Below are 20,087 nucleotides of genomic sequence, written 5' to 3'. Positions count from 1 at the left end.
GTCCGGCGCGCTCCCTGTAGCCGCTGCCGAAGGCTGCGACAAGGCCCGAAGGGCCTTCTCTGGCCCTCAAGGCAATGCCGCCCAGCTCGTTCGCAGCCTGCGGCAGCGGCTACAGGGAACCCGGGGTCAGGCCGGCTCGCTGAAGTCGTAGTGCAATTCATTGTCCCGCTGGCGAATGCGCACCCCGGCCAGCGCGCGGCCTTCGAGCATGCGGGTGAGGAACTCGCGGCTCATGTCCGGCAGCAGGCTGTTGGTCAGGATGGCGTCGATCATGCGGCCACCACTCTCGGTCTCGGTGCAACGGGAAACGATCAGGTCGATGACCTCGTCGTCGAAATCGAAATCCACCTTGTGGGTGCTTTCCACGCGCTTCTTGATCCGTCCCAGTTGCAGGCGGGTGATCGCCTTGAGCATGTCGTCGCTCAGTGGGTAGTAGGGGATGGTCACCAGGCGCCCCAGCAGCGCCGGCGGGAAGATCTCCAGCAATGGCTGGCGCAGGGCCTTGGCGATCTCTTCCGGCTCGGGCAGGGTCTGCGGGTTCTTGCAGACGTTGGCGATCAGCTCGGTGCCGGCGTTGGTGGTGAGCAGGATCAGGGTGTTCTTGAAGTCGATCATGCGGCCTTCGCCGTCTTCCATGACGCCTTTGTCGAACACCTGGAAGAAGATCTCGTGCACGTCCGGGTGAGCCTTTTCTACTTCGTCCAGCAGCACCACGCTGTACGGCTTGCGCCGCACCGCTTCGGTGAGCACGCCGCCTTCGCCGTAGCCGACATAGCCCGGCGGGGCGCCCTTGAGGGTGGACACGGTGTGGGCTTCCTGGAACTCGCTCATGTTGATGGTGATGACGTTCTGCTCACCGCCGTACATGGCTTCGGCCAGGGCCAGGGCGGTTTCGGTCTTGCCCACCCCGGAGGTGCCCGCCAGCATGAATACGCCAATCGGCTTGTTGGGGTTGTCGAGGCCGGCGCGGGAGGTCTGGATGCGCTTGGCGATCATCTGCAGGGCGTGGTCCTGGCCGATGATGCGTTTCTTCAGGTGCTGGTCGAGGTTGAGCACGGTTTCCAGTTCGTTGCGGGCCATGCGGCCCACGGGAATCCCGGTCCAGTCGGCGACCACCGAGGCCACCGCCTGGTAATCCACGGTCGGCAGGATCAACGGGGTTTCGCCTTGCAGGGCCGTCAGGCGCTGTTGCAGGTCCAGCAGCTTTTCCCGCAGGCCGTGGCTTGCGTCGCCAACGTCGCTGTCCACCAGGCCGACGTTTTCCCGCAGTTGGGCGCGGGTCGCCAGCAGTTCGTCCACCAGGGTTTTCTCTTGCGCCCAGCGGCTTTCCAGCTCGGCCAGGCGCTCGCGCTCGGCGGCCAGGAGGTTTTCGCTGTTGACCTGGCGGTTGCCGATGGCCACGCCGATCGCCTGTTCCCGGGCGATGATCTGCAGCTCGGTTTCCAGGGCCTCGATGCGCCGGCGGCTATCGTCCACCTCGGCCGGCACGGCGTGCAGGCTGATGGCGACGCGGGCACACGCGGTGTCCAGCAGGCTGACGGATTTGTCCGGCAACTGGCGCGCCGGGATGTAGCGATGGGACAGCTTGACCGAGGCTTCCAGGGCTTCGTCGAGGATCTGCACCTGATGGTGCTGCTCCATGGTCGAGGCCACGCCACGCATCATCAGCAGCGCCTTGTCTTCCGACGGCTCGGCCACTTGCACCACCTGGAAGCGCCGGGTCAGGGCCGGGTCTTTCTCGATGTGCTTCTTGTACTCGGCCCAGGTGGTGGCGGCCACGGTACGCAGGGTGCCGCGGGCCAGGGCCGGTTTCAGCAGGTTGGCCGCATCGCCGGTGCCGGCGGCACCACCGGCGCCCACCAGGGTGTGGGCTTCGTCGATGAACAGGATGATCGGCTTGGGCGAGGCCTGGACGTCTTCGATGACCTGGCGCAGGCGCTGTTCGAACTCGCCCTTCATGCTGGCACCGGCCTGCAGCAGGCCGACATCCAGGCTGCGCAGTTCGACGTCCTTGAGCGCTGGCGGCACGTCGCCGGCGACGATGCGCAGGGCGAAACCTTCCACCACCGCGGTCTTGCCGACCCCGGCTTCGCCGGTGAGGATCGGGTTGTTCTGGCGGCGGCGCATGAGGATGTCCACCAGTTGGCGAATCTCTTCGTCACGGCCGACGATGGGATCGAGCTTGCCGCTGCGGGCCTGCTCGGTGAGGTCGACGGTGAAGCGCTTGAGGGCTTCCTGCTTGCCCAGGGCGCTGGGGGCCATGGCGCCGCTTGCTTCGCCCGGCACTGCGCCGGCAGTGAAACCGTCGCTGGCGCTCAGGGCGTTTTCCGGCGAGTCGCCGATGTACTCGTCAAAGCGCTCGCACAGGGCCTCGATCTTGATCTTGTCGAACTCCCGGGACAGCCCCAGCAGCGCGTGGCGCAGGCTCGGCGTCTTGAGGATGCCGATCACCAGGTAGCCGGTGCGCACCTGGCTTTCGCCGAACATCAGGCTGCCGTAGACCCAGCCGCGTTCCACCGCTTCCTCGACGTGGGACGACAGGTCGGTGATCGAGGTCGAGCCCCGGGGCAGGCGATCCAGGGCTTCGGTCAGGTCCTTGGCCAGGCGCGCCGGCTCCAGGTTGAACTGGCGGATGATGCGGTGCAGGTCCGAGTCCGTAAGTTGCAGCAACTGGTGCAGCCAGTGGGCCAGTTCCACATAGGGATTGCCCCGCAACTTGCAGAAGACCGTGGCGGCTTCGATGGCTTTGTAGGCAACGCTGTTGAGTTTGCCGAACAGCGCCGCGCGACTGATTTCACCCATGCTCTGTGCTCCTTGGTGTACGTGAGGTAGTGGCCAGGTCGGCGTAGTGCCGGGCCAGTATGAGATCCTTGGCATCACTGCCGGGTTGACCGAGCCAGGTGTTGAAACCCAGGCGCTGGCGGCCGTTGAGTTGCAGCTTGGGCACTTCGTCCTTGAGCAGGACCAGGTTCAGGTCCCAGTCCAGCTCGAAGCCCAGGTATTCGGCGACCCAGGCCACCAGTTCCTTGAACGGCTGGCCGTCGGGCAGCATCCCCTGGTAGTCCTCTAGCTTCAGCGGACCCAGGCGAATGCGGAATTTGTGCTGGCGGTCCCAGACGTGGCTGCCCAGGCAGAAGTCCACCCCCAGCTGATGGGACTGCACCCCGACCCGGCTGCGCTCCGGCAGCTCCAGCCACTGGCCGACGTATTCCTCGATCGCCACCGGCAGGCCGAAATATTCGCTGATGATGGCGCGCAGGCCGTCCGGGTAGCGGGTCTGGGCCGCCAGGTGGCCGCTGTAGTGCAGCTTGGCGGTGTCGGGAATCAGCCCCTGCTTGAGCAGGCTGGGCATGCCCCGGCCACTCAGGGCCGCCAGGCGCGCGGACCAGTAGTCGTCGTCCGGGCGGTCGTGGCTCACCGTCGGCCGGGCTTCGGCCCAGGCCCGGTAGAACAGGCTCAGCAGGCGATGGTGGAACACATCGAGAAAGCGCTTGCTGGTGCTGTCGGCGTTGTTGCGCTGGCGTTCGCGCACGTACTCGGTGATGTGCAGCGGCAGGGGGCCGTTGGGGCCGCCCAGGCCGAAGAAGAACTGCTCCAGGCGCGTGGCCGCGCCGTCGCTGCCCGGGGTGACCGAAGCCAGGGTCGAGGGCGCGAAGGTGCAATCGGCCTGCTGGCCCAGGCGCAGCGGATCGTCCGCCAGGCGCAGGGAGTGACCGAAGCGCGGCAGTTGCGGCGACAGGCATTCGATACGCCGCAGGGCCTGGAAGAAGTCGTACTCCCAGGGCTCGGCGTGCATCGCCGTCAGCGTATTCAAAGAGTCGGACGACGTCCGGGCTTGGCTTTCCATCGCATGATCTCGCCGCGTTCGGTGGTACGGATCACCGTCTCGGTAAAACTGTTGATCGACACGTAACGTGCCAGGAAGCGCTCGAAGACCGCGCCGAGCAGGAACACCCCGGTGCCGCGAAACGCGTTTTCATCGAATTGCAGGGTGATCTCCAGGCCCCGGCCGAAGACGATCGGCCCAGGCATCGGCAGGCGCCGGGTCACCGCCTTGCTGCTGACTTCCCGCAGGCCCTCGATCTGCAATTGCAGGGCCGCATCGTTGCTGTCGCCATACAGTCGCAACAGCTCGCGCAGGGCCGCCGCGCCCTGGCCCTGTTCGCTCAGGGACAGGTAGTTCAGCGACAGCTGGCTGATCAGGCGCCAGGCCTTGCCGTCATGGGCGTGGCTGGGGCGTGGTCGGCTGGGGCCGGCCAGGCAGCGGATGGCCTGCACCGGGGCGCTGTCGGCCAGGGTGAAGTCGGTCTTGGCGTTGCCGGTGTTCATGAACAGCGGCAGGTCGCGGTTGGTGCACAGGGCGCTAACCCCGAGCTGGCGCAAGTCATGGCGGTAGGGCGCCTGCTGGCTGTCCACCAGGCTGACGAAGGACTCACTGCCGATGTAAGTGGAGCGCGGGCCGTTGCGGCGCTGGTCGCTGGACAGCACCCGGGGTTCGCGGCGGACGATGTAGTAAGCCTGGTCGCGGCCGTAGCGGGACGGGTCACGCACCGCGTAGAACGGCAGGAATGGCTGCTCCGGCCCGGTGCCGTGGCCACTGATGGCGGTCAGCGAGTGCACTTCGAAATCCATGGGCCGGGTGCGGTCGGCGATCACATGGTGTTCGTTGACCCGGTCGGACAGGTGGATGCGGTCCAGGCGCTTGGGAAACAGGTTGATCGCCGGGGTGCAGAAGGGCACGAACTGGGCGGTGCCGACGCTGCCTTCCAGGCTCTGGTCGAAGCGCTCGAAGAGTACGATCAGCTCCAGCTCCTGGCCGGCGCAGCGTTGTACCGCACGGCCCAGCTGGGCGAACTCGACGAACAGGAAGCGGTTGGGCAGGGCGAAGTATTCCTGCAGCAGGCGATAGCCCTGGAAGGCCTGGGGCACCACTGGCAGGGCCGCGTCGCGGTCGTCGAAGCCACGGGAGCGCAGGGCGTCCAGTGGCAGGCGCTCGACCCAGTCGCTGCCCGGAGCCCGGGCGAACACCGCACAGGCGTTGCCCAGCAACTGTTCGTAGAGGCGGAACGGCAGCTCGTCGTTGCCGTTCAGGTACAGCGGCAACTGCTCCAGGGCCAGGCTGTTGAACGGCAGTTCGGCACCGGTGCGCAGGGTCAGGCGCAGCCCGGCCTTGGCCTTGGGCTCGTTGGCGGCCAGGCGTCCGAGCACCGCTGCCGGGTTGCCGAAGTATTCGGCCTGGCTGACTTGCAGCGGCCACAGCGTCACCGCGTGAGCGGTGCGGTACTCGCAGCAGGTCTGGGTGTCGCGGCTCAGGGCGGCCCGCAGGCTGGTGTCGCGCTCCAGGGTGAAGCCGCTGCTCAGGGAGCCTTCATCGGGATCGGCCTGCAACTGCACCACGGTCATCGACGGGGTCGGCGCCAGGTAGTGCGGGTAGGCGATCTCCAGCAGGTTGTGGGTGAAGGTCGGGTACTCGGCATCGAGCTTCAACTGTACCCGGGCCGTCAGATAGGCGAAGCCTTCCAGCAGGCGCTCGACATAAGGGTCGGCGCAGTCCATGCCCGACAGGGTCAGGCGGCTGGCGATCTTCGGGTATTCCTTGGCGAACTCCGCGGCGCTTTCGCGCACGTGGTGCAGTTCCTGGTTGTACAGCTCCAACAGGCGCGGATTCATGAGCGCCTCCGGGAGTCGGCTTGCACCACCCGGACATGCCCGGATTCCAGGTCCATGTCGGTTTGCAGCAGCAGGCGCAGGGGCATCGGCTGGGCCCACAGATCGCCCTCGATCTCGAAGCTCAGGGCGTTGTGGTTCATCTCGCCGGGCGCGGTGCGCGCGCGAACCCGCAAGGTGCTGCGCAGAATCCGTGGTTCAAAGGTGGCGATGGCCTGGTGGATCAGGCTTTCCAGGGCCGGAATATCGATGCTCGAAGCACTGTACCCGGCCAGGGCCGGCAAGCCGTAGTTGACCACCGACGTACCGGCGGGGGTGTGCAGGGTGGCATCGGCTTCCAGCAGGGAAGTGGTGTTGAGCAGCCATGCCAGGTCGCGCAGTACCGAGGCCTTGAGCTGGCTCAGGGACAGCACGCGCTTGTCCGGGCTTTCTTTCAGGTTGCCGGGTTCATCGTCGGTCAGACGATCCAGCAAAGAGGGTTGCAAGCGATCGCGGGCGGCGATGTCGGTTACCAAAGGGTTCGCTCCAGGATCGGATTGCGCAGGCATGACGTCACGAAAAGGGGCACAGGCGCACACCCCTGTAGCCGCTGCCGCAGGCTGCGAACGAGAACAACGTCCTCGCAACCCGGGCCACGCATGCAGCATGGCCCGGATCTTTCGCCGCCGCGGCGCGACCGCAGCGGATCAGCGCTTGGTGTTCGAGCGGATGTTCCAGCCGTACTTGATCGGGCCGCCGTCCTTGGTGCCGTCGGCTTTCTGCGGCTGGTACTCGACCATCACCTGAGCGAAGTTCAGGGTGATGTTTTCGGTCAGGCGGTCATCGCTGCCCGAGCCGCCGGTGCTCAGGGACGTGATCAGCACTTCTTCCAGGTCGATGATCATGTACTCGACCTGGCTTTCGCCGCCGGCCTTGCGCACGGTCAGGCGCACCTTGTCGATGTGCTTGCCGCTGGAGCAATGCATCATCAGGTTCGGCGATGCCTTGTCGACGTACTTGGTCAGCGACAGGTCCTGGATGTTCACCTTGCCCGCACCGCCGCCGCCACCCACGTGCATGTTGCCGGACTGGGACATGCCCCAGCTCCAGTTCAGCACGTCGATTTCGTCTTTGTGGGCTTTGTCCATGGACTCGCCCTTGATGTCACCGATCTTGATGAAAATATCAACAGCCATGTTTTCTCCCTGTGTGGCACTTGCCACGATGTTGATTCAGCGTCTGTCGCCGCTGCGCGAGGCCCTGGGGACCTTGCGCAGCGGCGACAGATTTGAGTCGGTTATGGGTCAGGCGCCCTTGGCGGACGGCAGTTTGGATACCAGGCGCAACGACACGGTCAGCCCTTCGAGCTGGTAGTGCGGGCGCAGGAAGAACTTCGAGTTGTAGTAGCCAGGGTTGCCTTCGACTTCCTCGACCACCACTTCCGCCGCGGCCAGTGGGTGCTGGGCCTTGGTGGTTTCGGTGGAGTGCGCCGGATCACCGTCGACGTAGTTGAGGATCCAGTCCTGCAGCCAGCGCTGCATCTCGTCCTTCTCTTTGAAGGAGCCGATCTTGTCGCGCACGATGCACTTCAGGTAATGGGCGAAGCGGCAGGTGGCGAACAGGTACGGCAGGCGCGCGGCCAGGTTGGCGTTGGCGGTGGCGTCCGGGTCGTCGTATTCGGCGGGCTTCTGCAGCGACTGGGCGCCGATGAAGGCGGCGAAGTCGGTGTTCTTCTTGTGCAGCAGCGGCATGAAGCCGTTCTTCGCCAGTTCCGCTTCACGGCGGTCGGAGATGGCGATCTCGGTCGGGCACTTCATGTCCACGCCACCGTCGTCGGTGGGGAAGGTGTGGGCCGGGAGGTTTTCCACCTCGCCGCCGGATTCCACGCCGCGAATCCGCGAGCACCAGCCGAAATGCTTGAACGAGCGGTTGATGTTCACCGCCATGGCGTAGGCGGCGTTGGCCCAGGTGTACTTGGAACTGTCGGCGCCGTCGGTGTTTTCTTCGAAGGCGAAGGCTTCCACCGGGTCGGTCTTGGCGCCATACGGCAGGCGCGCCAGGAAGCGCGGCATGGTCAGGCCGATGTAGCGCGAGTCTTCCGACTCACGCAGCGAACGCCAGCCGGCGTATTCCGGGGTGGTGAAGATCTTGGTCAGGTCGCGCGGGTTGGACAGTTCCTGCCACGAACCCATGCCCATCACGGTCGGCGAAGCCGCGGCGATGAACGGGGAGTGCATGGCGGCGCAGACTTTCGACAGCTCGCCCAAGAGCTCGACATCCGGTGGCGACTGGTCGAAGTAGTAGTCGCCCACCAGGCAGCCGTAAGGCTCGCCGCCGAACTGGCCGTATTCTTCTTCGTACATCTTCTTGAACAGCGGGCTCTGGTCCCAGGCCGTGCCCTTGAATTTCTTCAGGGTCTTGTGCAGCTCCGGCTTGGAGATGTTGAGCACGCGGATCTTCAGCTGCTCGTCGCTCTCGGTGTTGTTGACCAGGTAGTGCAGGCCACGCCAGGCGCTTTCCAGTTTCTGGAATTCCGGGTGATGGATCACCTGGTTGACCTGGGCGGTGAGCTTGGCGTCGATGGCGGCGATGATCGATTCGATCGACTTGATGGCGTCGTTGGACACCAGGTCGGTCTGCGCCAGGGCCTGTTCGGCCAGGGTCCGCACGGCGGTTTCCACGGCTTCGCGAGCGCGCTCGGTCTTGGGTTTGAATTCCTGCAGCAGCAGCGAAGCGAATTCGCTGGCCTGCTCGGTGGCGCCGGGTTGGGCCTGATTGTCACGCATCAATTCGGTCATGATCGTTGGTCCTGATTTACGCGTTCGGCTCGGAGTCCACAGGTTTTGGCGCACTCGCCAGGGCCTGGAGCAACGCCGGATCCTTGATGGCTTTCATGATGATTTCTTCAGCGCCGGTCTTGCCGTCCATGTAGGTCAGCAGGTTGGCCAGTTGGGTACGGGCCTCCAGCAGCTGGTTCAGGGAGTCGACCTTGCGCGCCACCGCGGCGGGGCTGAAGTCGTCCATGCTCTCGAAGGTGATGTCCAGGCTCAGGTTGCCTTCGCCGGTCAGTTCGTTGGGCACGTGGAACGCGACCCGTGGCTGCATGGCCTTGAGGCGCGAGTCGAAGTTGTCGACGTCGATTTCCAGGAACTTGCGATCGGCCACCGCCGCCAGGGGCTCGACGGGCTTGCCGGCCAGGTCAGCCATCACGCCCATGACGAAGGGCAGCTGGACCTTTTTCTCGGCGCCGTAGAGTTCGACGTCGTACTCGATCTGCACCCGGGGCGCGCGGTTGCGCGCGATGAACTTTTGAGAACTTTGCTTCGCCACGTTGTGCTCCTGGTCGCTGTTGCGACGGTGTTGGCGTCGGTCGGTGATTGCCGCTGACGATACTGTTCGGCCGTACCGGGGTTAGTCGGATTCGGGGCCGCGCAGGTTTTCAAATTGGGACATGCCATCGGGGATCAGATTGCGCACGATGGCCGCGAAATCGGCGTTGACCAGATTCTTGGCGCGGTTGAGCAGCACCGGCAGCGGGCTCGAAGGCTCGTGACGGCTGTAGTAGGCCAGCAGCCGGTCAAGGCTGCGCAGCACGTCCTCACGGCTGTTGATCTCGCCGGAAATCCGCGTTGCGGCTGGCGCCACGGGCGCGTTGCCGGCCTCATTCGCGGGGGCTTCGGCGGGCTCATCGGTCGGGCTTTCGCTGGTTTGCGGGGCGTGCTGGCCCAGCACCTGCAGCGCCAGGCGCAGGGGCTGCTTGAGGGCGCTGAGGTCAACGCCGCTGGCGGAACCCACTTGTTCGCTGACTTGCTTTTCGATGGATTCGGCCGCCGAGCGAGCGCTGCTCAAGGCGTGGCGAATGGCTTCCAGGTGCTCTGGGTCGCTGTCTTGCAGGGCCCCGGCCAAGTGATCGGAACCCAGGCTTTCGCCCGAGAAGTGCTGCAGGCCGGCGGCGTTCAGCGCCGCGCGCACGCTCACCGGGCCGAAGGTCCGGGAACGGGTGAGGATGGCTTCGCGCAACAGGCCGATAGTGGAGTCTGCTGCCAGGCCGGCCAGGGCATTGATCCGCACCGTGGGATCGTTGTCGTCGTCGGCGTCCAGGCGCGGGTGCAGCTCGGCCCAGTAATCACGGAGCAAACCGTTGATCAGGTCGAGGCTGGTGGCCAGGCCCGGCAGGCCTTCAAGGGCCAGGGTACTTTGCAGGAGGAAATGGGTGATGCGCAGGTCTTTGCTGCGGGCCAGCAAGTCCAGGCTCTGTTGCTGGACGCTGCGCCAGTCCGGCGGCTCGGCCGGCAGGATCGAGTCGCCCATGCTGCGCTCGGGCTGGCCTTGTGCGGCCCGCTCCAAGTGCAAGAATTCCGCGTCATATTCCAGGTCTTCGCCACAAGGCGAAGTTGCTGAAATAGCGGCGAGCAACATCGGTACATCCACCTGGTTCGATCTCCCTATCAGCCTGCAGGACAGTCAGGCAATTAATGCACTAGTTGTTTGTGAACTCGCGCACATTTCTTGGTTAACATGGACTCATTGATACTAGTGAGCCATCATCCGTGTTCAAGAAGTTGTACATTTTTGGTGTAGTAGTTGTGGCTTGTCAAGGTAAGCTATTCGCCCCGCATGACAGTGTTATGTCGACTTATTAGTTCCTTGACCGGCGAGTCAGATTGGGGCGGGACGAAAGGCTTTTGTCATCTGTGTAGTTTAAGTTGAGCGATCATGCTGTGAACGGTGCTGTTTAAAGGATTTTTTGCGGGTTTTTCATTTTTTACGGAACTTTTTCCCCGCCGCCGGTTCGCACGCGGAAGTACAGCAAGGAGGCGCAATGTCGCTGTGTTTGACTATCACTAGTTATCACAAGATTACCCCTGGCCAATGCCCTGAGAAACTAATGGATCAGGGAATGATGGCAATTGGCCGTAGTTCCGATAATGACTGGGTACTTCCTGATCCCGAGCGCTTAGTTTCAGCGCGACATTGTGTCATCCAATACAAGGATGGCCGTTATTATTTGACCGATAACAGTACTAATGGTGTGGAGTTAGTCCGTGCCGGTATTCGTATGCGCCGGGGTAGCAGTGAGCCATTGGAAGATGGCGAGGTTATTCGCATTGGCGATTATGAAATCAGTGCGCGGATCGATTTCAGTCTCAATCGTGCCCAGGTTGAGGCCTTTTCCGGGGACAGCTCCAACAGTTTCGAAGCGCTGATGGGGCGCCACTCGTCGCCTCCCACGCCGATCGAGCCGATTGCCATGGCGCCGGTGGCGCATTTTCAGGGGGCTTCGGCCCAGGACACTTTTCCTGACCTGTTCGATTTCCTGACTCCAAGCGCCACGCCTCCGGCCACTCAGCCCGATCATGTGCCCGCCGAGCAGCACGATTTTCGCCCGCCGACCCCCACGGCGGTGCCTCAGCCCGTAGCGGCGCCCCAGCCGGCTGCGCCCCAGGGCGCAGCGGTGATTCCGGAGGACTGGGACCTGTTCGGCGAAACACCGGCCCGACCGGCTCCGGTGGCGAGCGCAGCGCCATTGGCAGCGCCGCCTGTTGCTCCGGACCCCTTTGCCAGCGTCGCTGAGTTCAGTGCAGTACCACCGCAGCCGCAGCCGCAGCCGCAGCCGCAGCCGATCGAGGTCGCAGCCGTGGTGCCCGTTGCCCCTGTCGCCCCTGCGGCTCCCGTTGCGCCAGCGCCAGCGGCCGAGCCGGGGCCACAAACCGACCTGTTGCAAGCCTTCCTGCGGGGCGCCGGGCTGGACCAGCTGCGCATCGACCCGCAGCAGGCCCAGGCGCAGATGGAAAGCCTGGGGCGCAGCTACCGCTTGATGGTGGAAGGCCTGATCGATGTGTTGCGTGCCCGCAGCAGCCTCAAGGGCGAGTTCCGCATGCAGCAGACCATGATCCGCCCGGTGGAAAACAACCCGCTGAAGTTTGCCCCTAACGTGGACGAAGCCATGCTCCTGCTGCTGCGCCACAGCAACCAGGCGTTCATGGCCCCGGACCAGGCGGTGCAGGAGAGCTTCGACGATTTGCGGGCTCACCAGCTGGCCGTCATGGCCGGCGTGGAAGCCGCGATCAAGCACCTGCTGGGGCGCTTCGAACCCACTGAGCTGGAAGCCCGCATGGCCCGCCCCGGTGGCCTGGGCAACCTGTTCAGCGGTTCGCGGCAGGCGCAGAACTGGCAGCAGTTCACGGCGCTCTACAAGCAGATTTCCCAAGAGGCCCAGGACGATTTCCAGGACCTTTTCGGTCGTGAATTCAGTCGCGCCTACGAAGAGCATACCCACCGGCTGCGCCGTTCCTGAGCGCGCCTGGAACCCCCCGAACACACGGATACACGGACAGCTGACACGTCATTGAGGACGCAGGATGATTCAACGATTACTGACATTGGTCGCCATGCTGGTACTGGCGGCCTGTGCCAAGGACGCACCAACGCCCGCCGAGCCGGCCAAGGAAGAACCTGGCGCCACCACCGTGGAGCTGCGTTTCCAGGCCGTGGCCGGGCTCAACCCGGGCCCTGACGGCCTGAGCACGCCGGTGCGGGTGCGGATCTTCGAACTCAAGAACCCGGCCACCTTCATGCGCGCCGACTACTTCGCCCTGGCGGAGCGGGCCCCGGCCACCCTGGGCCCGGACCTCATCGACCAGGATGAAGTGCTGGTCAAGCCCGGCGACCAGTTCACCCTCAAGCGCACCCTGGACCCGGCCACCCGTCAGGTCGGCCTGTTGGTGGGCTATCGCGAAGTGGACCAGGCCCTGTGGCGAGTCGGGGTCAACACGGCGCAGCGCCTGAACAATCAGTATCAGATCGTCCTCGATGTCCGCGCGATCAGCGCCGAGCTCGTGGCCCCCCCATCCAGCCCTGCCCAATAGGCAATCGGAGCAACCATGTCCTGGAACAATCGCGTGGTCTGGTCGGAAGGCATGTTCATTGGAACCCAGCACTTCCAGCAGCATGACCGTTACCTGGAAAACCTCATCGATGCCCGCAGCCGTCCGCTGTCGGCAGGGGCCTGGGGATTCTCCGAGCTGCGTATCGATCAGGGCCTGCTGGCCCAGGGCAAGCTGGCCATTGTCAGCGCCCGCGGCCTGTTGCCCGACGGCACACCGTTCAACATTCCCCATGACGACCTGGCGCCGAGTCCGCTGAGCATCGACGACAGCCTGCGCGATGGCCTGGTGTACCTGGCGCTGCCGCTCAAGCGCGCCGGCGCCCGGGATACCGTGGACGAAGGCGAGGAGCTGGGCGCTGCCCGTTACCTGAGCCAGGTGCGCGAGGTGCGGGACGACAACGCCCCCTTTGAAAACCGTGCGCCGGTGGCGGTGGGCTCCCGGGCCTTGCGCCTGCTGACCGCGGCGGACGGCCTCAGCGACTACGCCGCCATCGGCGTGGTGCGGGTCAAGGAAAAGCGCGCCGACCGCGCCCTGGTGCTGGATGACAGCTACATCCCGCCGCTGCTGGATGTGGCCGCGTCCAAGCCCTTGAGCGCCTTTCGCAGCGAGCTGCTGGGCCTGCTGCACCAGCGAGGCGAAGCCCTGGCCGGACGGGTGGTGGCTTCGGGGGCCGGAGGCGCTTCGGAAATCGCCGACTTCATGCTGCTGCAACTGGTCAACCGCGCCCAGCCGCTGGTCAGCCACCTGAACCAGATCAGCCCGCTGCACCCCGAGCGCCTGTACAGCGAACTGGTGAGCCTGGCCGGCGAATTCTCGACCTTCTCCAACAGCGCTCGACGCCCCGCTGAGTACCCGCAGTACCAGCACGATGAGCTGGCCCTGAGCTTTGCCCCGGTGATGCAGGCCCTGCGCGAGGCCCTGTCGATGCTGATCGACAGCAAGGCGACGCCGATCCCGATTGTCGAGAAAGCCTACGGCGTGCACGTGGCCATGCTGGCGGACCGCACCTTGCTGGAGAGCGCCAGCTTCATCCTGGTGGTGCGCGCCGACGTGCCCGGCGAGACCCTGCGCGGGCGTTTTGCCCAGCAGAGCAAAGTGGGCTCGGTGGAGCACATCCGCGATCTGGTCAACCTGCAGTTGCCGGGCATCGGCCTGTTGCCGCTGCCGGTGGCGCCACGGCAGTTGCCGTATCACGCCGGCTCCACCTACTACGAGCTCGACCGTGGCAGCGAGCACTGGAAGCAGCTGGTTCATTCCGGCGGCTTCGCGTTCCACGTCGCCGGGGAATTCCCGGGCTTGAACCTGGCCTTCTGGGCCATTCGAGGATAAGTCGCGATGCATCCTTTCGACGATTCGGCAGGGCAGCCGTCCCCGGCCAATGACCGCACCCAATTCATGCCGCGCCCCGGTGGCCGTGCTCCCGAGCCCGGGCGTCCGGCTCCGGCGCCAGCGCCGTCCCTGGCCATGCCGGCGGCGCCGCTGCCGGCCGGCCAGGCCCAGGGCCTGAACCCCCTGGAGAGTGCTGCCGGCCCGCTGCTGGCCTTGCTCACCCGGCTGCGCAACACCCTGGCCCATCCGGCGCCGGCCAGCCTGCGGGCGCAACTGCTGGCTTACCTGCGCCAGTTCGAGGAGCGGGCCGAGGCCGCCGGCGTGCCGCGCAACGATGTGCTGCTGGCCCGCTATGCGCTGTGCACCGCCCTGGATGAAGCAGTGCTCAGCACCCCCTGGGGCAGCACCAGCGACTGGGGCAAGCAGAGCCTGCTGATCACCGTGCACAACGAAGCCTGGGGCGGCGAGAAGGTCTTCCAGTTGCTGGAGCACTGCCTGCAAAGCCCCCGCGAGCGCCTGTACCTGCTGGAGCTGCTGTACCTGTGCATGTGCCTGGGTTTCGAAGGCCGCTACCGGGTGATGATCGACGGTCGCAGCCAGCTCGAAGCCCTGCGCGAGCGCACTGCGGCGATCATCCGCAGTGCCCGTGGCGAGCATGAGCGCGAGCTCTCGCCCCATTGGCGCGGGGTCAGCGTGGCCCGTGATCGCCTGGCCCAGTTCATGCCGCCCTGGGTCGGTATCGCCATTGGTGTGGCCTTGCTCCTGGCGCTGCTGTTCGGCCTGCGCCTGAAGCTGGCGGCGGACGCTGAGCCGGTGTTCAAGAACATCCATGCCCTGGGCGAGATCCCGGTGCAGACCCTGGACCGCCCGGTGATCCAGCCCAAGATTGTCGAGCGCCCGCGCCTGGCGGGCTTTCTTGCCGAGGACATCAAGGCCGGGCGGGTGGCGGTGGAAGACGCCGTCGACCGTTCGGTGGTGACCATCCGTGGCGACGAGCTGTTCGCCTCGGCCAGCGCCAGCATCCTCGATGACTACCAGCCGCTGATGCTGCGCATCGCCGACGCCGTGCGCAAGGTCAAGGGCCAGGTGCGGATCACCGGCCACAGCGACAACCGACCGATCGCCACCTTGCGCTTCCCGTCCAACTGGAAGCTGTCCCAGGCCCGCGCCGAATCGGTGTTGCAGATTCTCGCAGCGAAGACCGGGCAGCCGGAGCGCTTCAGCGCCGAAGGCCGCAGCGACACCGAGCCGTTGGCAACCAATGCCACCGCTGAAGGGCGGGCGCGCAATCGTCGGGTAGAAATCAGCGTATTGGCGGAGGGAGTCGAGTGAAGGCGTTTTTCAGTTTTGTGACGCGCTGGGTGATTCCACTGCTGGGGCTGATCGCCCTGAGCCTGATCATCTGGTTCATTGGCCCGTTGCTGGAGTTCCTGGTGCCGGAAGGGCGGCGTTGGGCGCTGATCATTGTCATTTTCGCGGTGTGGATCGGCTACCGGGTGTTTCGCATCATCCAGGCCCGCCGGCACGCGGCCAAAGTCCTGCAAAGCCTGGCCGCCGATACCCCGCCGGACCCGGACAGCGTGGCCACCGCCGAGGAACTGGCGGCCCTGCGCCAGCGCATGGACGAAGCCCTGGCGCTGTTGAAGAAGGCCAAGCTCGGCGGTGACGAGCGGCGCAACCTCTACGAGCTGCCGTGGTACGTGATCATCGGGCCACCGGGCTCGGGCAAGACCACCGCGCTGGTCAACTCCGGCCTGCATTTTCCCCTGGCCGCGCAGTTGGGCGCCGGTGCCGTGCGCGGCGTCGGCGGCACCCGCAACTGCGACTGGTGGTTCACCGATCAGGCCGTGCTGCTGGACACCGCCGGGCGCTACACCACCCAGGACAGCCATGCCGCGGTGGACAAGGCGGCCTGGCTGGGCTTTCTCGACCTGCTGAAAACCCAGCGTTCGCGCCGGCCCATCGATGGCGCCTTCGTCGCCATCAGCCTCTCCGACCTGCTGCTCAGCAGCGAAGCCGAGCGGGCGGCGCATGCTGCGGCGATTCGCCTGCGGATCCAGGAGCTGTACACCCAGCTGGGGGTGCGCTTCCCGATCTACCTGATGCTCACCAAGCTGGATCTGGTGCCGGGTTTCATGGAGTTCTTCGATTCCCTGAGCAAGGAAGAGCGGGCCCAGGTCTGGGGCATGACCTTCGCCCTGGACGACGGCAAGAGCGGCGACAGCCCCCTGGCCCAGTTGCCGGCGGAGCTGGCGGCCCTGGAGCAGCGCCTCAACGAACGCCTGGTGGAGCGCCTGCAACAGGAACGCGATCCGGCCCGGCGCGACCTGATCTACGGTTTCCCGCAGCAATTCGCGGCGCTCAAGGAGTCCTTGCAGGGCTTCCTCGAAGGCGTGTTCAAACCCAACGCCTTCGAAGAGCGCGTGCTGCTACGCGGGGTGTATTTCACCAGCGGCACCCAGGAAGGCAGCCCCATCGACCGCCTGATCGGCGCCATGGCCCAGAGCATGAACCTGGACCGCCAGCACCTGGCGCGGCAGACCGGCACCGGGCGCAGCTACTTCATCGAGAAGCTGTTCAGCGCGGTGGCCTTTGCCGAGCGCGGGCTGGTGGGGGTCAACCCCAAGGTCGAGCGGCGGCGCAAATGGATCGCTCGGGGTGCCCTGGCGGCCACCGTGGCCCTGGTGCTGGTGGTCAGTACCTTGTGGATCATCAGCTACCGGGCCAACCAGGCCTATATCGCCCAGGTCGACCAGCGCGTCGGCCCAGTGCGTCAGGACGTGCAAAGCCTCAGCCCGGCCCAGCGCGATGTGCTGGCAGTGCTGCCGCTGCTCAACGCCACGCGCAACCTGGCTGGCGATGCGCCGGGCTGGGCCGAAGGCCTGGGTCTGTATCAGGGCGACATGCTCGAAGCCGAGGCCGCCAGCGTCTATCGCAAGCTGCTGGTGGCGGTGTTCGCCCCGCGCTTGATGACCCGCATCGAAGAGCAACTGCACAGCGGCGGCAACTCGGACTTCCTCTACGAGGGGCTCAAGGCCTACCTGATGCTGGCGGACAGCGAGCACTACGATCCGGACTTTATCAAGGCCTGGATCACCCTGGACTGGGACCGCACCCTGGCCCGCGACCTGCCGCCCGAGCAGCGCCAGGCCCTGACCGGCCACCTGCAGGCGCTGTTCGAAAAACATCCACCCAATGCGCGCCTGGACCAGCGCCTGATCGACGACCTGCGCCGCCAGCTGCAACAGCTGCCGGTGGCCCAGCGCGTGTATGACCGGGTCAAGCGCGCCAAGCTGCCGGACGGTGTGCCGGACTTCCGCCTCAGCGAAGCCGGTGGTCGTGACGCGGCGCTGGTGTTCACCCGCAAGAGCGGCAAGCCGTTGAGCGAACCCCTGAGCGGGCTGTTCACCGCCAAGGGCTACCGCGAAGGCTTCCTCCTGGCCAGTCTCAACCAGGCCGGCACCCTGGCCGAAGAGCAGTGGGTACTGGGCCGCGATCAGGCCGACCAGCAGAACGTCGCCAGCCTTGCCGCCGACGTGCGTCGCCTGTACTTCCAGGACTACCTGCGCCAGTGGGACGCCTTGCTGGCGGACATCGACTTCGTGCCGATCACCAGCGTGGCCCAGGCTGCGGACGTGCTGCGGATTCTTTCCGGGCCCACCTCGCCGCTGAAGAAGCTGCTGGTGGCGGTGGCCAAGGAAACCGACCTGCAACAGGAAGAGCGCCTGTTGGCGGCCCAGGGCCAGAAGGTCGAGGGCGGTGTGGATCAACTCAAGCAGCGCCTGGGTTCCCTGCTGGGCCAGGAACAGGCGGGCAATCCGGCGGCCGTGGCCAGTAGCGAAGACCCGGTCAGTGCGCATTTTGCCGAGCTCAACAGCCTGGTGAGCAAGGGCGAAGGCGAGCCGGCGGCCATCGACGGCCTGCTGGCGGACATGAATGCCCTGTACGTGCAGGTCAGTGCCATGGTCGGGGCCAGCGGCGATGCCTTGCTGGGCGAGGCCAAGAACCAGGCCAGTGCCGCGGCGGCGCGGGTCAGCCTGACCGCCGAGCGCCAGCCGCCGGTGGTCCAGGGGCTGGTGAAATCGGTGGTCAGTTCCACCACCAACACCATGATGGGCGGGGTGCGCAACCAACTGAATGCGGCCTGGGTCAGCGAGGTGGTGAACGTTTATCGCCAGTCCCTGAGCGGGCGTTATCCGATGTCGCCGGGCAGCTCGCGGGACGCGACCCTGGAAGACTTCGGGCAGTTCTTCGGCACCGGCGGGGTGATGGACAACTACTTCCGCAAGTACCTGCAGCCTTACGTCAACACCTCGACCACCACCTGGAGCTGGCAGCCGGGCGCGGCGCAGAAGCTGGGCATTTCCCCCGGTGTGCTGCAAACCTTCCAGCGCGCCTCGAACATCCGCGATGCGTTCTTCCGCTCCAGTGGCGGGACCCAACCGGCGGTGCGTTTCGAACTCAAGCCGGTGGCGATGGACGCCAACATCAGCCAGTTCCTCCTCGACCTGGATGGCCAGCAACTGAGCTACGACCACGGCCCGAGCCGGCCGGTGGCCATGCAATGGCCGAACCCGGGGAGCATCGGCGTGGTGCGCCTGTCGATCATGCCGCCATCGGCCACTGGGCGCTCCGGGATCACCCTGGACGGCCCCTGGGCCTGGTTCCGTTTGCTGGAGCAATCGGACCTGACCGCCACCAATTCGCCGGACCGCTTCAACCTGCGGCTGCGGGTGGATGGCGCGAGCATTTCCTACGAGCTGCGGGCCAGCAGCGCCTTCAACCCGTTCAAGAGCCGGGTGCTCAGCGGCTTCAGCCTGCCGGAGCGGCTATGACGATGGTCGGCCTGTACGGCAAGTTGGCCAGCCGCGGCGATTTTGTCAGCCGTGGCTTGCCGCAGAGTTTCATCGGTCCTTGGGACAGTTGGCTGGCGGCGGGTTTGCTGGCCAGCCAGAACGCCCTGGGCGAGCAGTGGCTGAACGCCTACCTGGTCAGCCCGCTGTGGCGGTTCGCCCTGGCTCCGGGAGTCTGTGGGCACCAGGCGGCGGTGGGCGTGGTGATGCCGAGCATCGACCGGGTCGGGCGTTACTTCCCCCTGACTGTGGCCGCCTTGCTGGAGCCTGAAAGCGATGTGGCCTCCCTGGTGAGTGGCCCGGAGCTGTGGTTCGAACAGGTGGAAGAGCTGCTGCTGGCGACCCTGGACCAGGACGCCAGTTTCGAAGCCCTGGAGGACGGGTTGCAGGCCCTGGGAGCGCCGAGCCCGGCGACTCGCGCCGAATGCAGCCATTTCGCCGGCCTGCAGCGGTTTTATGTCAGCGATCCACAGTCCCGTGGCGCGATCCTCGCGACCCAGGGCAGTGAAGGGTCGAGCGCCTGGTGGGGCCGGGGTTCGCCGTCCATCAGCCCGATGCTCCTGCGTTGCCAGGGGCTGCCGCCGGCCAGCGATTTTGCGCAATTTTTGCTCGGACAAGAAGGTGCCGTCTAAATGGGTTCAGCGCCACAACTGTCCTACCAGTCCGCCAGCTACAGCCATGTCGGCATGGTGCGGAAAATCAATGAAGACGCCTGGCTCGAAGCCCCGGAAGCCGGCCTCTGGCTGGTGGCCGACGGCATGGGCGGGCACGCTGCCGGGGATTACGTCAGCAGCCTGATTGTCGATAGCCTGCGCGGCATTGCGCCGGTCGACAGCCTCGACCATTACGTCGCCGCGCTGCGCAATGGCCTGGCGGCGGTGAATGCCGCCGTGCGCGAGGAAACCGCCAATCGCGGGGTGACCATGATGGGCAGCACCGTGGTCCTGCTGGCGGTGCGCGGTGCTCGGGCGGTGTGCCTGTGGGCCGGCGACAGCCGCCTGTACCGGCTGCGGGACGAGCAGCTGGAAAGCATTTCCAGGGATCACAGCTACGTCCAGGACCTGCAGGACAGTGGCCTGCTCAGCGAAGCCGAGGCGCGGGTGCACCCCCGGGCCAATATCGTCACCCGGGCCATTGGCGTCGAAGCCCAGTTGGAGCTGTCCCAGGTCGACCTGCAGGTGGAGGATGGCGACACCTTCCTGCTGTGCAGCGACGGCTTGAACAAGACCGCCGAAGACTTCGAGCTGCGCGATGTGCTCAGCCACAGCGAGCCCAACGACGTGGTGCGTAGCCTGATTCACCTGGGCCTGACCCGGGGCGCGCCGGACAACATCACCGCCATCGTGATCAAGGCCGCAGGACAGTGACC

General features: G+C 65.7%; 15 protein-coding genes. 7 read left to right on the top strand and 8 right to left on the bottom strand.

The features are described 5' to 3' along the window. Window positions 1-126: 126 nt before the first annotated feature. The 8 genes from tssH to tssA form a co-directional block, all read right to left on the bottom strand. A complete protein-coding gene (tssH, locus tag WIN67_RS30260) occupies window positions 127-2,802 on the bottom strand; it encodes a type VI secretion system ATPase TssH (RefSeq protein ID WP_102862295.1) in 2,676 nt (891 codons plus the stop codon). Further along, complete coding sequence (gene tssG / locus WIN67_RS30255) at window positions 2,795-3,847, bottom strand: type VI secretion system baseplate subunit TssG (RefSeq protein WP_110652899.1); 1,053 nt, start codon at window positions 3,845-3,847, stop codon at window positions 2,795-2,797. Before tssG ends, tssH begins: the two co-directional genes overlap by 8 nt. After that, window positions 3,811-5,670, bottom strand: coding sequence for a type VI secretion system baseplate subunit TssF (tssF, locus tag WIN67_RS30250; protein WP_110652900.1), 1,860 nt, complete (start codon window positions 5,668-5,670; stop codon window positions 3,811-3,813). Before tssF ends, tssG begins: the two co-directional genes overlap by 37 nt. Then, the gene (tssE, locus tag WIN67_RS30245; RefSeq protein ID WP_102862292.1) at window positions 5,667-6,182 is read right to left on the bottom strand and encodes a type VI secretion system baseplate subunit TssE; all 516 of its coding nucleotides are present in this window, start codon (window positions 6,180-6,182) and stop codon (window positions 5,667-5,669) included. The genes tssF and tssE overlap by 4 nt, the downstream gene beginning before the upstream one ends. A gap of 171 nt (window positions 6,183-6,353) precedes the next feature. Next, window positions 6,354-6,842 (bottom strand): Hcp family type VI secretion system effector, encoded by a 489-nt coding sequence (locus WIN67_RS30240; RefSeq protein ID WP_011064257.1) that lies wholly within the window; start codon window positions 6,840-6,842, stop codon window positions 6,354-6,356. Window positions 6,843-6,950: 108 nt separating this feature from the next. Next, entirely contained in the window at window positions 6,951-8,444 is a 1,494-nt protein-coding gene (gene tssC / locus WIN67_RS30235; RefSeq protein ID WP_102862291.1) for a type VI secretion system contractile sheath large subunit, read from the bottom strand. A gap of 16 nt (window positions 8,445-8,460) precedes the next feature. Continuing rightward, window positions 8,461-8,976: a type VI secretion system contractile sheath small subunit gene (gene tssB / locus WIN67_RS30230; protein WP_102881305.1), complete on the bottom strand. Its 516-nt coding sequence runs from the start codon at window positions 8,974-8,976 to the stop codon at window positions 8,461-8,463. Between the two features lie 81 nt (window positions 8,977-9,057). After that, complete coding sequence (gene tssA / locus WIN67_RS30225; RefSeq protein ID WP_213664444.1) at window positions 9,058-10,077, bottom strand: type VI secretion system protein TssA; 1,020 nt, start codon at window positions 10,075-10,077, stop codon at window positions 9,058-9,060. A gap of 391 nt (window positions 10,078-10,468) precedes the next feature. Between tssA and tagH the strand changes: the two genes are divergently transcribed. The 7 genes from tagH to WIN67_RS30190 all read left to right on the top strand — a co-directional run bounded on the left by tagH (window position 10,469) and on the right by WIN67_RS30190 (window position 20,085). After that, entirely contained in the window at window positions 10,469-11,944 is a 1,476-nt protein-coding gene (tagH, locus tag WIN67_RS30220) for a type VI secretion system-associated FHA domain protein TagH (RefSeq protein WP_339070419.1), read from the top strand. A gap of 64 nt (window positions 11,945-12,008) precedes the next feature. Continuing rightward, entirely contained in the window at window positions 12,009-12,515 is a 507-nt protein-coding gene (gene tssJ / locus WIN67_RS30215; protein WP_102881302.1) for a type VI secretion system lipoprotein TssJ, read from the top strand. A gap of 15 nt (window positions 12,516-12,530) precedes the next feature. Beyond that, entirely contained in the window at window positions 12,531-13,865 is a 1,335-nt protein-coding gene (tssK, locus tag WIN67_RS30210) for a type VI secretion system baseplate subunit TssK (RefSeq protein WP_102862287.1), read from the top strand. Between the two features lie 6 nt (window positions 13,866-13,871). Next, window positions 13,872-15,197, top strand: a complete 1,326-nt coding sequence (locus tag WIN67_RS30205) for a DotU family type VI secretion system protein (RefSeq protein ID WP_102862286.1) — start codon at window positions 13,872-13,874, stop codon at window positions 15,195-15,197. Next, window positions 15,194-18,700: a type VI secretion system membrane subunit TssM gene (gene tssM / locus WIN67_RS30200; protein ID WP_102862285.1), complete on the top strand. Its 3,507-nt coding sequence runs from the start codon at window positions 15,194-15,196 to the stop codon at window positions 18,698-18,700. The genes WIN67_RS30205 and tssM overlap by 4 nt, the downstream gene beginning before the upstream one ends. Continuing rightward, window positions 18,697-19,350 carry a type VI secretion system-associated protein TagF gene (gene tagF / locus WIN67_RS30195; RefSeq protein ID WP_339070418.1) on the top strand — a complete coding sequence of 218 codons (654 nt, stop codon included), beginning with the start codon at window positions 18,697-18,699 and terminating at the stop codon, window positions 19,348-19,350. The genes tssM and tagF overlap by 4 nt, the downstream gene beginning before the upstream one ends. Next, window positions 19,351-20,085 carry a PP2C family protein-serine/threonine phosphatase gene (locus WIN67_RS30190; protein ID WP_102862283.1) on the top strand — a complete coding sequence of 245 codons (735 nt, stop codon included), beginning with the start codon at window positions 19,351-19,353 and terminating at the stop codon, window positions 20,083-20,085. Window positions 20,086-20,087 lie beyond the last annotated feature (2 nt).

Source organism: Pseudomonas idahonensis, from assembly GCF_037903935.1.
GTDB classification, from domain to species: Bacteria; Pseudomonadota; Gammaproteobacteria; order Pseudomonadales; family Pseudomonadaceae; genus Aquipseudomonas; species Aquipseudomonas danubii.
The sequence above is the reverse complement of the archived record's forward strand: the minus strand, read 5'-3'. Positions and strand labels throughout refer to the sequence as shown.

Bases quoted from the DNA above. Each gene is read 5' to 3' on its own strand.
- tssG (WP_110652899.1), bottom strand. From the start codon at position 3,847: ATGGAAAGCCAAGCCCGGACGTCGTCCGACTCTTTGAATACGCTGACG.
- tagF (WP_339070418.1), top strand. From the start codon at position 18,697: ATGACGATGGTCGGCCTGTACGGCAAGTTGGCCAGCCGCGGCGATTTT.
- tssK (WP_102862287.1), top strand. From the start codon at position 12,531: ATGTCCTGGAACAATCGCGTGGTCTGGTCGGAAGGCATGTTCATTGGA.
- WIN67_RS30190 (WP_102862283.1), top strand. From the start codon at position 19,351: ATGGGTTCAGCGCCACAACTGTCCTACCAGTCCGCCAGCTACAGCCAT.
- tagH (WP_339070419.1), top strand. From the start codon at position 10,469: ATGTCGCTGTGTTTGACTATCACTAGTTATCACAAGATTACCCCTGGC.
- tssJ (WP_102881302.1), top strand. From the start codon at position 12,009: ATGATTCAACGATTACTGACATTGGTCGCCATGCTGGTACTGGCGGCC.
- tssF (WP_110652900.1), bottom strand. From the start codon at position 5,670: ATGAATCCGCGCCTGTTGGAGCTGTACAACCAGGAACTGCACCACGTG.
- WIN67_RS30205 (WP_102862286.1), top strand. From the start codon at position 13,872: ATGCATCCTTTCGACGATTCGGCAGGGCAGCCGTCCCCGGCCAATGAC.
- tssH (WP_102862295.1), bottom strand. From the start codon at position 2,802: ATGGGTGAAATCAGTCGCGCGGCGCTGTTCGGCAAACTCAACAGCGTT.
- WIN67_RS30240 (WP_011064257.1), bottom strand. From the start codon at position 6,842: ATGGCTGTTGATATTTTCATCAAGATCGGTGACATCAAGGGCGAGTCC.
- tssC (WP_102862291.1), bottom strand. From the start codon at position 8,444: ATGACCGAATTGATGCGTGACAATCAGGCCCAACCCGGCGCCACCGAG.